The organism is Actinomyces sp. 432, from assembly GCF_009930875.1.
Lineage (GTDB): Bacteria > Actinomycetota > Actinomycetes > Actinomycetales > Actinomycetaceae > Actinomyces.
Window position 1 is genome coordinate 2,510,442 of the sequence record NZ_CP025249.1, and the last position, 14,308, is coordinate 2,524,749.

Genomic DNA, 14,308 nt, shown 5'->3' on the forward strand with positions numbered 1-14,308 from the left:
GCCGTTCAGCGGCTGCCGAAGAATTTGGATCGGATGTTGAAGCGGCTCGACTCCCCGAACACGTTCTTCGCGAGCCAACGCTCCGCACCCGGGGCGTCGTACAGCGCTTGTCCCAGTTTGCGGATGGCCTGCTGCCGCCTGTTCTCATCGAGCATTCCGACCCAGGCGCGCACGGCCGCCAGTGCGACGTCGTCGCGATCCGTCAGCTCGGGTGCCGAGCGCTCCTGCACGAAGTCGAATTCATCTAGCACCGCGTCGCTCCATGCACGCAGGTCCTCATGCACACGCCCCTCCCGCTCCCGCAGGAACAGCTTTGCCGCCAGGCGGCGTGCGGTGTTCCCCAGCGCGTAAGGCGGCTGCGGCGACAGGCTGTAGGGATTCCGCTCCACCCACTCGGCCAGCGTCTGCAAGGACCTGGACCAGTTCACTCCGTGCGGGAGCTGCGGGACGGATACCCCGGCCCACATGGCAATGACCAGCGCCGCCAGCGCCTTGTTCGTGGCCTCCGTAATCGGCAGGCGCGGAATGTCGACTCCGGGTCGGCCGCTGCGGATCTGCGCTATCCCTTTCAGGACGTTCACGGCCATATTCGCCACCTCGGTGGGCGGGGCGCTCATGAGCGGAGTCGAGTGAAAGACCACTGCTGTGCTAACCGCCTGCTGCCATGATGCGCATCTGACCGGCCCTGCCCCAGGCGGTGCTCGGAAAGACCGATAGAACCGAGGTGCCTGCGCGCGAACTCCACGGCGGCGGGCTCACCGGGATTCCGCATTAGGCAGGGCCCGGCAATCCGCCACCACCCGGGGAGGGACTCGGGAAGAGCCAGTGCCTGTCCCGCCGTGAGGTGCTCGGCGAGTGTGTTGAGTGCGTACTCGGGCAGCTGCGGACCGCCGGGCAGCCCCTGCAGCGCCTGTGCCAGGCCGACGGCGTTGCTCCTGTCCGGCTCGGCTTGCAGTCTCGCCAGCGCCGTCTCCAGGCGGACCTGTCGCAGAGTCCCCAGCTCTAGGCCGGGGACCAGCCAGGCCAACGCCGCCGGTGGCGCGGCCGGCAGCGTTCGCGCGGTGCCGTAGGCGTGCCGGTCGCGCAGCAGGTCATCCACCAGTATCGCCAGCTGCTTGCGCGTATCCGCGCACAGGTCCAGGGACAGCATCGCGGTGTGGCCGGGATCGGACTCGTTGAGCAGTGCGCCCGCCGCCGCCCCCAGCAGAGCGGGTGCCGTGGACTCGGGCAGGGTGAGGCCGTCTCGTACCAGTGAGTCCACCGCCTGCGCGCCTGCGGCCGGGCTGGCGGGGCGCCGTTGCTCGGCCGCGGTCGTGTATGCGGTGGTGAACGCGGCCGCCACTAGCGCCTGATTCGCCGGCATCGCGCTCCAGTCCCGGAGCAGCTGCGTGGCGTCCTCGCGGCCGGGCCGTTCAGCGGCCAGCCAGCGCGGGTTCCGGGAGGCGGTATCCAGGTACTTCCTGACCAGTCCGCCCGCGACGCCGTCGACCGGCGAGCCTGCCGGAACCGCCGAGAGCTTGTCATACCAGGACTCGGGATCATCCTGCGTCGATCCCAGCACCCGGTCATTGACAATGGCAGTCAGGTACGCGCTGGTCGCCAGCGCGCGGGGCTGGCAGGCAACCAGTTCTCGTTCCACCAGCGAGACGAAGTCCGTATCCGGCGTGGCCGAGAGCAGGTTCGGCTCGCAGGCCTCCGCCATCGCCAGTGGCCACGCCGGGCTGATATCCCGGTGATCCGAGAGCACTGACAGGACGTCACGCAGCGCCTCGGTGGCAGCAACCCATGCCCCCAGGTCATTCGCGCCGGCCCGTACCAGCCGCCCCCAGGCGCCGGTCGGCGGCGGCTGGTGCGCCTGCGCCGGGTCGATCACCACTACGTTGGACCGGCTGAGGCTCCCGCCGAGCACATCGCTGCGCGGCACGAAGGCCAGCCCAATACCCTGCTGCGCCAGCCCCTCGGCGTCGCCGACACCCGCAATGCGCTCCAGGGTCGACACGCCCAGACGGCGAAAAGTCGCGCCGGCACAGGTGCGGGCCAGTGCAGCAGCCCACAGCGCCGCTTCATCGGTGGAGTCGCAGGCCACCACCACTAGCCGCCGCGTTTGTGGCGGCACCGGCCCGAGCATGGGCTCAAGGGCATCGGCTATGGCGGCCAGGACCGGCCCTCTGTCGCCGGCGGCGATGAAGTCGGCGACGGCGTCGTCATCCAGGCCGCCCCGGGACAGGGAACCGGGATCGGGCAGCTGGGCCGCGCGGACGTTCTCGGCGCCGAAAGGAGCAACCCACCAGTCTGAACGCCACAGATCGGGCGCGGTCAGCGCGGGAGCAGCCTCTTCCCGTACCCGCAGCAGGTGGGTGAAGCTGTTCGGCCTGCCAGTAGTGTCGAGCCCGGCGGGGCAGTATGGATGAAGACAGTGTCACGCCCCACTGGTACCTGCGCGAGCCGGCGCTCGGCGCCCGCGATCTCCTCCGCTGTAGGGAAGGACGGCAGCGACCGGGCCGGGGAGAGCACCGGCTCGATCAGGCGGCTGAGCGACTGCGCCTCCTCCTCATCCAGGTCCCCGGATGCAGCCATGATCTGCCAGCCAGAGAACGTCCGGCCGTCGACTACGCGGTCGACATTCGTGTAGAGCAGCTGGGAGGACGTCGGCGCCGCGCTCGCGCCAGGCGGGATAGACGGCGGCAGCGCGTCTGCCCGGTAGGGGCGGGAACCTGTGTCCTGACTTCGAGGCGACATCCGCTCACCGCTCCTTGCGCAGATTCGCTAGCTCAGGGTCAATCAGCGCGTAGTGCTCAAGCGAGCGGGGGGAAGCCTCTTCGTCCGCCCGTACGGAGGCGGCGGCCGGGGAGTCGACCAGCAGCCTGAAGTACCCGGGTTGCCGCGTTGCGTGATCGAACCACAAGGACATGATGGACCCATCCGGTGGAATGAGCACTGAGCTGTGGGCCTGCTGCCCCCCATCCTTGGTGGGGCGCTCCAGGAAGAACTTCACCTTAGTGCCGTCCGCCGGATTAAGCGGCAAGTGATCGGTATTGTGCACCAGGACGACGCCGACCGCGTCCGGCTGTGCCCGCACGCCGTGCACCGGGGCGATCTGCAGCTCCACCAGCGTCTGTCCGAAGGCCACCGCAGCCCGGCGCAGCAGCCCGCTCGCGATGCGCCCTTCCCCCGGCCAATGCAGGCTGTACTTGTATACCCATTGCGAGGGCACCTCTACGGTCACCGGCAGCGAGGTGATCTGCTGGCCCGACAAGTAGGTCAGAGAGTTCAGGTGAATAGTCCCCCCGGATGCCGGCAGCATCCCCTCGCTCAGCACGCACCCGCCGGCTGCCCGGTAGTCGTCGTGGCTGACATCGAGCAGCGGCGCCGCAGCGGGGTCGAAGGCCTCGCCGGGGGCGGTGAACCGAATCTGCACCGAGGCGGCATCCCCGGCCAGGTGAAAGTCACCAGGTCCCAGGTAAGACGCCGGGTGAGCACCGCGTTGTGGATCTTGCCCGCGCGCTTGCACACGATGGGCTTGCCGATAGTGGCCTGCCCATCGGAGTGCTGCGTAACCGGGGTGAGGTACAGCGCGTCCCACTGGTCGCCCTCCGGCCAGCGCACCAAGTCAAGCTGGTAGCGCTTGTGCGTGGGGTCATCGCTGTCGCTGATGGCGGCCAGGCGAGTATTCAGCCGCGCCTCCTCGGGCAGGCCCGCCGTGGCCAGCTGGCTGAGGGGAATGACTTCCAACGCGCTCGCCTGCGCCGAGACCGGTTCCCGGGTTCGGTAGATCTCGGTTTTGGCCAGCGGGTGCTGCGTCCAGGTCAGCGACAGCGTCAGCCCCGTGCCGTCGGCGTCGGGCACCTGCACCGCCTGCAAGTCCTCAATCGCCTCTACCGTGATTTCCGGAACGATCCGCCGAGGAATCGGTCTTGAGGTGTAGGTCTGGCCCTCGACGACGACCTCTACGGCAGCCACATAGGTGTAGGGGACGCCGCCCACGATCTGCGCGTCCTGAAACCCCTGGCCGTTGTTAGGCAGTGCGAAGCTCATCCACGACGAGCTGCGCAGGTGCGGTCCCGGCGGCTCGTCCTGGGGCAGGCGGGCCGTGAGCACGGTCAGCGAGGCACCGGGCGGGGCTTTGGGCGGCACCCAAGTACCAACGACGGCGCGCGCCTCCGCATCGAACTCCACCGTCCAGTCCGCCAGGTCGTGGATGACCACCCCACTGGCCACGCGCCTAGGCTGCCCCAGCACGCCGGCCTCAGCGCCGGCCTCATAGCCCCATACGGTCACGAACCGGACTGCCGTCGTAGCCGGGGAGTCGTCACGCGCAGTGGTGCCGGTGGTAACCGCGACTTCCTGGAAGTCATCGGGGTTATAGGGCATGGCGGTGTCCGAGACGACCACGCGGTAGGTCTCCCCCTCACCGGGATCCGGCCAGGTGTAGCGCAGGCCACCGCCCACGCGCTGCCATGACACCGGGATGTGCGCACCCTCCTGGTCCGCAGCATCCAGGTCCATGCGCTCATAGGTGTAGTCGGGAAAGGCGACGTCCAGCTCGGGTTCCGCCGCGGCGCCGACGGCGGGCTGGGCCGCCGTCGGCGCCGCGGGGCCACCCACCGACTCACCCGCGGACTCGTCCACGGGCCGACCGGGTGAGCCCGCGGGCTCGCCCTCCCCCGCCTGGTAGCTCGGCTCCGGCACCGATGGTGGGCGGGCCGCGTCCTCGATGACCGCTTCATCCGCATTTTCATTCGCACCGCCCACCGGTGCCTGCGCCGGGGCGGAAGCGCCTGTTGCCGGTCCGAAGGTGCTGTTGAGCATCTCGGCTACCGGAACCGCTACGGACTCGTACAGGTCATCACGTCCCTCGAGCAGTTCCTCGGTGATGACTTCCGGATCAAACACCGTGGCGCCGCCCACCTCGCGGCCGGTCAGCATCAGCCGCCTCCACATCGACGGGCGTAGCACCTCCTTGGCCTGCGCTCCGGTTTCACAGCCGATCCACTGCGTCATTGCCTCGGTGAATTCACGGAAGTTGAGCGACATTGTTAATCCTTATTGCGGGAATTCGGGAATGGGGACTTGCTGTGTTGCGGGAAGGGATGGCGTGGAAGATCGCTTCGCCTCCGACTGACCGGTACGCGACGCGTCAGTACTCGAGCGGACCGAACGGGGGCTGCGGGATAGCAGGCGGGGCGTCATCCGGGCCGCCGGAGTCCGCCGCGGCAAAATCTGCGTGGGCAGCCGCGGCTGTCCGGCCAGTTGCGGCGCTCCTGTCCGCCCTGTCATAGACGGGCTCGTCCAGCCGGAAGCTGTTCCCGGAGTCGGCTGCCTGCGGGAAGACGAACTCCCCCGAGGGGATCGGATCCGTGGATGCGGCCAGCACCATGGTCTGGCTCAGCCCCCTGGTGGACTCGGTGAACCAGTGGTTGGCCAGACTGGTCAGTGCCCGCCCGGTGGCGTGCGCCGCCGGGCTCAGCACCTGTGAAATCACTGGCCGGGAGGCAGGCGTGGACAGGTCCTCCCGGTATGCCGCTACTGCGCGGCGCTCGCCGTCGGAGGTGATGACGGCCAGGTCAAGCCGCGGACCCGTGGAGTCCGCGAGCAGTCCCAGACAGGTGCGCCACTTGTCCAGGCCCGCGCTGGAGCGCACTCCGGCGTGTAGGACGCCCTGCTCCCAGTTGGCCAGCGCGGATCCCGCATGCCCCGGTTCGTTGAGCAGGTTCAAGTGCCCGGCGTTGTAGGCACTGCGCTGCTCCGGGGTCAGGTCATCGGCGACCGCCGCCTCGAATGCGTCCCAGGCCTCGGACAGCCAGCCAACAGTGAATACCTGTCGGCGCAGCTCAGCAGCCACGTCCGCCGCGTGCCGCTGGTCGACCTCGACCGTGACGTGCTGGAGCGGCTCCGGCGGGACTCCGCGGGAATCGTGGGTAGGGGCGGTCGCCTGCTGCTCGCCGAGCGGATCAGCGAGGAACTCGGTGATGATCGCCGCCCACCGGTTGAATTGTGCGTAGGCCTCGCCGATCGCCGACAGGTCCTCGATCGCCATGCGCAGATTGGCCTCCAGCTCAGGCAGCTGCGCGCTTCGCGACTCGGTGAGGAAGATCAGGCGGAACACCTCTCTCTGCCGCACAGCGAAGATCCACACCGATGCCAGCAGCCAGATCAACAGCGCGCCGCCGACCGTGATACCCAGCGCGAACCAGCTCATCCGGCCCAGGACGGTCAGCACCAGTGGCACCCCGACGGCAATCCCCAGCACCAGCAGCAGGAGACGAAGAATCTTCGCCAGGGACCTCTGCTCGTGCTCGATCTCCTGCCCGAAGTCCTGCGCCCGAAGCTCATCGAGCCTGGCCTGCGTGTCCCGGATATCGGCCCTGGCCGCCTCCCAGTGCCGGGCGATCGCCCGGCCGATCAGCGGTACGAAACGCCTGCTGTTCCGGGTGTGCCAGCTCTCAATCCGCCGCAGGTACTCCTGGGCGGTTGCGGCGCGCGGACCGTTTTCCGCAGCCGCCTTCTGCAGCACCCGGCGAACACGCTGCGTCTCCAGCTCGTCCCAGGCGTGGAGCACGGTGTCGGCGGGCAGGGGGTCGATGGCCTGCGGCAGGCGCAGGCTGCCCTCGTCCTCACCCGAGGGCGCCACCAAGTCACGCTCGGGCACGTATCCCTCGTATGCCGTGAGCCGCAGCTCCTCGCACCCGGACCCGTCCAGCAGCGCGCGCGAGCCGCTGATCAGGTCCTGCCACAGCCCGCCGAAGTCCCGTGCCGCCGGCTGTGGTGCCCGCGGGAACTCCTCGGGGATGGATGCGCTCGCCTGCGCCGCCAGGCGGGACAGCTCCTGCCAGCTGGCCGGCTGTCCGGAGGCATCCACCCCGCCGACGACGACGCGGACGGGTGAGTCGGGCCCGAACACGGCCGCCGAAACCGACCCGGCGATGCCGGCCTTGATCCCGGCGATCTGCTTGCGCAGCCAGTCCCCGGGGGCGCCCGCAAGCGCTTTGAGCAGGAACGCGAAGAACATCTTCAGGAGCTTCCACGCTCCCATGGAGCGCGGCGGCGACGCATCCGCCAACCGGGCGGGTGGGCGGCGCAGGTGCTTGCCGTGGCGCCGCTCCCAGTCTGCGGCCGCCTGCACCACGCGCTCCCCGGGATCGGGGAAGCCCGCGACCGGCACACCGGTGTCGGAGCGGATCGGCTGCGGGTAGTGCGCGGCTATGGACGTCACCTGGGACCGCAGCGCGTCTTCGACCGCGCGCGCATCGGCAACCCGCACAAAGGTGCGGGTGATCTTCACGTAGTCGGACGTGGATGGGCGCTGGTCGTCCTCGGGCGCCGCGCTCACCGTGCCGGTGATGCCACCCTGTACGGCGAGCCCAACCGCGGCGCAACCGGGAATCGCCTCCGGCGTCAGCCACCAGCCGGACACGGTAAAGGCCGGGTCGGCCGATACCTCGGGAGAAAGCATTACGTTGTGCCAGCCCTGGTGCCCGAGCTCCCCGGGGATGGGCGCGTCCGACCAGGGCACCAGGACGCGCACGCATTCACGCCGGGCCTGCCCGGGTATGCCCAGCCCCTGGAAGTGAAGCTCCGCGAGGGCTGAAAGAGCATCACGCGCCTCGTGCCCGACGGGCACCACGACGATCAGCCGCACGACTTCAACCGCATGGCGATTCACCGCGCGCGAGAAGCGCAGCGCGGACACCTGGCCCTGGTTGACCGCGAGCGTCAGCGGGTCCTGCTGGGCGGGATCCGCTGACGGATCGGGCCCAGACTCGATCCAGTGGAAGGGAGACAGCAACCCGGCGGCAGACAGGTCCGTCAATGCCGCCAGCACTGGGCGCTGGCTCCGGGGAGCGATGTAGATGGTTACCGCCTTGCCGGGCGCCTGGTCCGCAACAGATGAGATGGCCATGCTCAGTACTCCAGCCCGCCCGTCTCGGCTGCCGCGCCAGGGGCGAATCCAGCCGGATCCACCCGCGCCAGGTCATCGCGAACCGCTATCAGCTCCTCGCTCATCTCCCACGCCAGGTCCACGCTCAGGGGCGTAGTCGCCACCAGCTCGCGGCGGTGGTAGTTGGTCCAGTGCCCCGGTGCGTCTGCCTTGCCCTGCCCGGGAAGGTAGTTCTGATCAAGATCCGCCAAGATCGCATCGCAGTACGCCAGCAAGCGCTCCCTGCGCTCCTCGGCGTTGCGCGCATCCGCCAGGTCCACTCCCGGGGTGAGGTCGTCAACGGCCCCCCGGCCGAGTAATTCGGCAAGCATGCTCTGCACGGGGGTGTCCCTGCCGAAGGCCTCCTGGTGCTGGTTGGCGCCGTCGTCGGCCCAGCGGCGCAGCACGCTCCAGGGCCGGAACACCTCCAGGCCTTCCCGGCCTATCCGCAGGTACGCGAGCAAGGTGGCCTCCAGGATCGCGGGCAGCCAGGCGTTCGGGGCGATCATCCGGGAGGGCGGAGTCAGCATGGGTGCGGGGAAGGCGACCCATTCGCCCTCGGCGCGGTCCCATACGCGCACCGGGTGGTTGTCGGTGGCGGAGCGCCACGGCTCCCGGTCGATCCCTCCGGCGAGGGTGGCGGCCCACCAGCCACGGATGATGGCACGGCGCTCATCATCACCCATCGGCAGGCCCCCGGGCAGCGGGCGCGCCCGCCGGAACTGCCAGAAGGCGCTACGGCCGCCGTCCGATCCGGATACGGTGTCCCACCTGTCCGCCACGGACTTCAGCAGTCCCGAGTAGGCCACCGGCAGTGTGCGCGGGTAGGAGCCGAAGATGTCCACCCGCGCCACGTCGTCGTCTGCGAGGCGCTTGCGCACGTTGTCCACCACCAGGTCCGTGGCGAAGGACGTGTTGTGCCGGAGGTAGTCGAGGAACTCGTCAGCGACTTGGTGGTTAAGGAAGGGAATCGCGGAGAAGGTGAAGGACAACTGCGGCACCTGCCCGTCGTGCAGCCGGGCGTAGACCTGCGGATCGATCTCCACCAGCGGGCGCGCCATCTCCAACGTCCGCTTCAGGCCCGTCAGGACGGCGGCAGAGCGCTCGGCGCGCTCGTGCTCCCCTACCGAGTCATCGTTGAGATAGCCGCGCAGGGACTGCGAGGTGAACTGCTCGAAGGCCTCACCACGACGGGCCACGAATGCCCGCGCCCGGTCAAGCAGCACCGACGGCTGCAGCCGAACCGTGGCACGCGCCGGGTTGGGCACCTCCCCTGAGCCGCGATTTGCAGGCCCCGGGGCACCCAGCCGGACACGCTCAGGAGATTATCCGGGGCGGGGTCGCCGGCCCCCTGCGCCCAGCGTCCGGTAACCACGGCCCTGACCACCGACGTATAGGGGTTATCACTGTCATCCGGGGCGGCATCGCGCACATGCTCGGAGAAGTATGCGGGGTAGTCGCGCACGTCCATGAGCACGACCTCGTTGTGCGCCGTGGCGAATCTGGCAGGCACCGCGGCCACCTGCCCCTCTCCGGGGGAGCCTCCTCGGGCCAGGCGGCGTACAGGTCCGTGGACACGTCAGCGACACCGAAGGCGCTGTGGCGGTCATTGCGTGCGGACTCCAGCACCCGCCGGGCATCGTTGAGCGCGTTCGCCAACGGAGCCACCACTGAATCAGCCATATCCCGCAGCGCGGGCGCAAGGTCCACCGCCGTGGTGCAGCCCACCCACTGTGCGAGCCGCTTGACCAGCTGAGTGCGCAGCTGGTTCATGATCTCCTGCTGCGCCTGCGACGACAGGGTTCCCTTGTGACCCATGGTCGCCAGCTGCTGGGACAGCTCCCGGGGCAGGGCCAGCGGCTGGTTCGGGCGCTGCGTCACCGCACCCGCAAGGCGCTCCGCCAGGCCCGGCAGCTCGCCGCCCGGCCGCCGCAGCCGACCCAGTACCGTCAGGGCGTAGGGGATGCCGTACTCGGAGATGTTGAGCCTAATCGTGTCGGTGAGCCTGCCGGCGATCTCCTCCGCGCGGGCCCGGGCCATGTCGCGTGCAATCGTCTCAAGCTGCGCGGTAACCGCCGGGGCCTGGCCCCGCAGCCAGTCGCTCAGCGCGTTCTGCAGCGCCGCGGCCGTGACCCCGTCGCCGAGCGCGATCTGCCGGGCGAACAGCCCGTCCACGACGTCCCGCATCCGCGCCACAATCGTGTCGTTGTTGACCACCCTGCTGGCCTGTGCGGATGCGAGCCACAGCAGTGCCTCCTGGTCCGCCGCGCCCGACACGCCGACTACGTTCGTGCCCGACGTCGTCGGCAGACCGATCCGCTCCAGCTCCAGGTCCCGGTTAGTGCTCCACAGGTCGTTGAGCGCCTGTGTGTCGCCGATGTTCACGCCCGGGCGCCGGAATCCGTCCAGCACGTGGTCCACGCACCGCCTGGCAATCCGCTGCGCGGCGTACTCGGCGTAGCGGTCCCGCCCCGTGCTCAGGGAGGCATAGCCGAAGGAGCTCCAGGCCGTGTCGGTAGCGTCCACCCCCCAGCTGACGTACTCCTTGTCGGAGACGCTGACGCCGTTCCCCATGTCATAGGAGACGTAGTCATTGAAGGCCGGGGAGGCGATGTAGCGCGCCAGCCCGCGTCCCATGCCATGGAACACGGCCTTTGCCGACCCGTCCCCGAACACCGCCCCCGTACCGCCGGCCTTGATTCCGATGGGGGTTACCCGCTTGAAGGCGCGGCCCGCGCGATTGGTAATCCCGAAGCAGGCGTACAGCTCCTCGTCAAGGCGGGCGGCCCGCCCCTCCGCCCCCGCCTGGGCGGCGACAATCTCTCCGAGCATGGCCAGGGTGTTGCCGGGCATCCCGGTGCGCTTGTCAGGCGAAACCGACCCGAAGGCCTCGGCGGTGTACAGGAACACCGAGATCAGCTGCGGGTCAATCGGCGGGGTCGACTGGACGCCGGCAACCAGACGGCACACGTCCAGCGCCATTGAGGCCCCCGACCCTCCGGCCATTGAGGAAATGACGAGCACCATGGGCGGCGCCAGAGGCTCCGGGGGATTCCCCGCACCCGGTACCTTGCCACAGACGCGCGCGGCCTGCTCCTGCACCTCCGGACCGGCCATTCGCGCCAGGGAGGCCTGCACCGCACGCGATACCTCGTCCAGTTTCGTGAGCACAAGCAGGCGGCCGATGCCGCGATACTGCCCCGCGCCAACAGACACTGGAAATGTTACATCCCTGGGGCGACGCGGCATCCACGTCGCAAGGTGGCGCAACCCGGCCGTGCTGTTCTGCTGCACCCGGCCCGTCAGCGCCCGGTCAACCACGGAATAGTCGCCGTTAGCGATACCGCAGCCCACATACGCACCGCCCTGCTGCGTCACGGTTCGCACGGCGTCCGGGTCCTGGGGGTCCACCGGCTCCTCCTGTAGGGGCGTGTCCACGCTCAAGAACTGCCAGCACTCGGGTATCTCCCCGATGCCGTGTACGGCGAGGTCGGCCCGGATCTGATCCATCATGTACGCCAGTGTCTTAGCGCCCGAGCCACCGCAACCGATGACTAGAACCTTATGCATTTCCGTGTAGTCCTTTCCGCCCGCGATCTCACCGGGGGGCGCCCTGGGGGTACGGGTGGCCCGCCAAGGGCCAAGTTATCGCGCGCGCCATATCGGTGCGCGGTATGTCACTATCCGAACGGGGATGAGTCCTCGGCGGGAGCGGAGCCCCCTAGAGGCGCCGAGTCACCGAAGGGATTGGCCCCATCCGGGCCCGGGTCTGCGGCGCCCGCATCTGCCCCCAGCCCGGCGCCCGCATCCTGGGCCACGGCCGGGCGGGACGAACTCGCGACCGAGGCGACCGCCGTCCCCAGGTGCTCTCTGGCGTCGGCCACCACCTTCTCGATCGCCTCCGGGGCCGCCGAGGCGAGCAGTACCAGCAGCGTTACGTGCTTGGGCGAGTCCGGCTGATCAAGGATCGCGACCCAGTTCCCGCGCACCGCCAGCGGCAGCACGGCGTGGCCGTCTCGAGCGCCGCCGGCCGCGCCGGATACGGACGGGGCCGCGGCGTCGGCCAGGATCACGTAGGGCGGCGCGGTGGGGGACATCCCCGCCACTGCCCGCAGGCGGTAGCCCGCAAGCGAGTACTCGCGCTGCCGCCGGGGCAGGGAGTGCATCGTCAGGTCCTCGGGGCCGAAGTCGATGGAGCCGACGCCGCCGGCCTGCGGAACCTCGACCACCTTCGTCCCGGCGATCAGTGTTCCCGCGGGGATTCGTGCCGACAGCGACTTGAACAGGTAGAGCAGCGCCAGGGGAATGCCGATGCCCGCGACCAGGGCGATGGCGAAGGTGCTCCACGTGGTGGCGACGTTGAGCGGCCGGCGCATCTCCGCGGTCATGGGGACCTCGATGACCTGCACCCGGTCGGGTTCGTCCAGCGGCGAGACCGAGACCTTGACGGTACCCGTCACGGCACCGTTGGCCTGACCGCCGACGCTCAGCGTGAGCGGGAGCGATGCCTTGACGCCGTCAGCCGCGCTTACGCACTGCTCGGGCGTGGAGGCCGCGGCGCTCACCGTGATGTCGCCGGCCCCCTGGGGGGCGCCCGTGAGCTTAAGCGAATCCGCGCCCACCCAGACGCATCCGGGACCGGTGACATCCAGCTCGGCCGTCGCGGTCGTCTCCTTCTCGAGTCTTCCAAAGTCGATCGTGGCACCCAGCTCGGGGAAGTTCGACGGCGGGTTCACGGTCACCGGGACCGAGCTGGTGGTCGGGTCCAGCTGCGTGCCCGGAACCGTCTTTCCGCCGTCGGTCGCATCCGCGGTCGTCACCGTCACTGAGGTCGTAACCGCTCCCGTGCCCACGGCGACGTCCTCGCCGATTGCGAGCTCCACCGGCTGCTCGATGTCGCCCAGGTCGTCCGAGTCCAGCAGCGTGTGCTCCTCCCCCGCGGCATCCGTCAGCGTCACGGAGTAGGAGACCGAGCCGGTGAACTTGTCAGCCCGCACTACATCGCCGTCGACACGGGACAGCAGCACGATGGTCGCCTCCACGCTCTCTCCCTGGCGCAGCGTGGTGGTCTCCAGGTCCTTCCAGCTCAGCGTGAGCGGTGACGTCAGGTGCAGGTTCACATGCACCTGCTTGTCCTCGGACTGCGCCCGCGTGTCGACGAAGGCGATCCGCCACTGCCCGTCCCAGGCCTTGGAGGTGGCCGCGTCAAGGTCGATCTCCAGTGTGCGCCGAGTGCGCCACTGGTAGCTGATGCCGTCGGCGGGCTGTGCGTCGCCCGCCTGCGCCGACAGGATCATCGGCGCAGACGCCCCCGGCGGGTACAGGTATGCGTCCAGGTCATCCACGTCCGTTGTGGCCAGCACGTGCACCGTGTCCACCGACTTGTCCAGGACGAAGGACAGCTCGCCGTCGGCGCAGACCTGCCCCTGGCAGATCTCGACCGAGGACGAGCGGACCGTGTCCCCAGGGGTCCCGATCGCGTCGAATGCGAGCAGGAGCTGGTCTATGCCGCCCGCCGTGTAGAAGGCGCCCGGCGGGGAGGACAGGGCCCCGCATGACTCAAGCCCGGCAGAAGCGGCGTTATCTCCGCCGGCGAGCGTCACCCGGCGCATCAGCGTCAGGTCGGTGTCTCCTGCCTCCAGCCCAATTCCCAGGAGCACCACGCCCGAGCCGCGGAGCTGATCGGCGAGCCCGGTGTCGCGGCAGATGTCCGCAACACCTGCGGCCTCTGCCCGTGCCACGCCGGACTCCTCGTCCAGCGATACGCCCGGCGCATAGGGCTTCTCACTGCCGATGGCGTCACGGACCGCGCGCGTGTCCCGCACGTCCAGGTCGAAGGCGCCGTCGGAGAACCAGGCGATCGCACGGCAGCCCGACTCGTCATGATCCACGAGGTCCTGCCGGGCCCCCTCCAGCGCAGTCCAGTAGTCGGTGTCGTAGTCCCGGATGTCTGAGCCAATCGCCTCGACCGACTGCTTGACAGCCGCGACGTTGTCCGGGGAGATCCCGGTCCACTCGCCTACAGGTGCGTAGGAGTCGGAGAATCCGGCGACGCGGACATCCACCACCGCACCGCTGCGTTCCGAGAAGTCGGCGAGGCGCTCGGCGAGATAGCTCGCGGCCTGTACCCGGGTGCCCTCCGGGTCGGTTTCGCGCAGTGACCCCGACTGGTCCAGGAGCAGCAGCAGGGACCCGCTTCCCCGCCCGACGAGGCAGGCTCCGAAGTCATCCATGCCAGAGCGCGGCGGCGTGGCCGGCTCCTCGTCGGCGGCCGCCCGCGGCGGAGCTGCCAGCAGCGTCAGGCCGAGGCAGACGGCTCCCACCAGCGCGATCAGGCAGCGCAGGATCCCCCTGCGGCGCAGCTCGGGCCGTACCGTGCTCCCTGCCATG

9 protein-coding genes are annotated in these 14,308 nt (G+C 69.4%); all 9 read right to left on the reverse strand.

The annotated features are described in order from the left end of the window. Positions 1-5 precede the first annotated feature (5 nt). Positions 6-617, reverse strand: a complete 612-nt coding sequence (locus CWT12_RS10555; RefSeq protein ID WP_161924766.1) for a hypothetical protein — start codon at positions 615-617, stop codon at positions 6-8. After that, on the reverse strand, positions 614-2,116 hold the full coding sequence (locus tag CWT12_RS10560; protein ID WP_161924767.1) for a hypothetical protein: 1,503 nt from the start codon (positions 2,114-2,116) through the stop codon (positions 614-616). Before CWT12_RS10560 ends, CWT12_RS10555 begins: the two co-directional genes overlap by 4 nt. A gap of 200 nt (positions 2,117-2,316) precedes the next feature. Further along, the gene (locus tag CWT12_RS10565) at positions 2,317-2,739 is read right to left on the reverse strand and encodes a GAP1-N2 domain-containing protein (RefSeq protein ID WP_161924768.1); all 423 of its coding nucleotides are present in this window, start codon (positions 2,737-2,739) and stop codon (positions 2,317-2,319) included. A 4-nt stretch (positions 2,740-2,743) separates the two neighbouring features. Continuing rightward, positions 2,744-3,418 carry a hypothetical protein gene (locus CWT12_RS10570; protein ID WP_161924769.1) on the reverse strand — a complete coding sequence of 225 codons (675 nt, stop codon included), beginning with the start codon at positions 3,416-3,418 and terminating at the stop codon, positions 2,744-2,746. Further along, entirely contained in the window at positions 3,313-5,034 is a 1,722-nt protein-coding gene (locus CWT12_RS10575) for a hypothetical protein (protein ID WP_161924770.1), read from the reverse strand. The genes CWT12_RS10570 and CWT12_RS10575 overlap by 106 nt, the downstream gene beginning before the upstream one ends. A gap of 103 nt (positions 5,035-5,137) precedes the next feature. Then, positions 5,138-7,900, reverse strand: a complete 2,763-nt coding sequence (locus tag CWT12_RS10580) for a hypothetical protein (protein ID WP_161924771.1) — start codon at positions 7,898-7,900, stop codon at positions 5,138-5,140. A 2-nt stretch (positions 7,901-7,902) separates the two neighbouring features. After that, positions 7,903-9,186: a hypothetical protein gene (locus tag CWT12_RS14065; protein ID WP_237564149.1), complete on the reverse strand. Its 1,284-nt coding sequence runs from the start codon at positions 9,184-9,186 to the stop codon at positions 7,903-7,905. Positions 9,187-9,235: 49 nt separating this feature from the next. After that, the gene (locus CWT12_RS14070) at positions 9,236-11,431 is read right to left on the reverse strand and encodes a tubulin-like doman-containing protein (RefSeq protein WP_237564150.1); all 2,196 of its coding nucleotides are present in this window, start codon (positions 11,429-11,431) and stop codon (positions 9,236-9,238) included. 167 nt (positions 11,432-11,598) lie between these two features. Next, the gene (locus CWT12_RS10590; protein ID WP_161924772.1) at positions 11,599-14,307 is read right to left on the reverse strand and encodes a VWA domain-containing protein; all 2,709 of its coding nucleotides are present in this window, start codon (positions 14,305-14,307) and stop codon (positions 11,599-11,601) included. Between the last annotated feature and the right edge of the window lies 1 nt (position 14,308).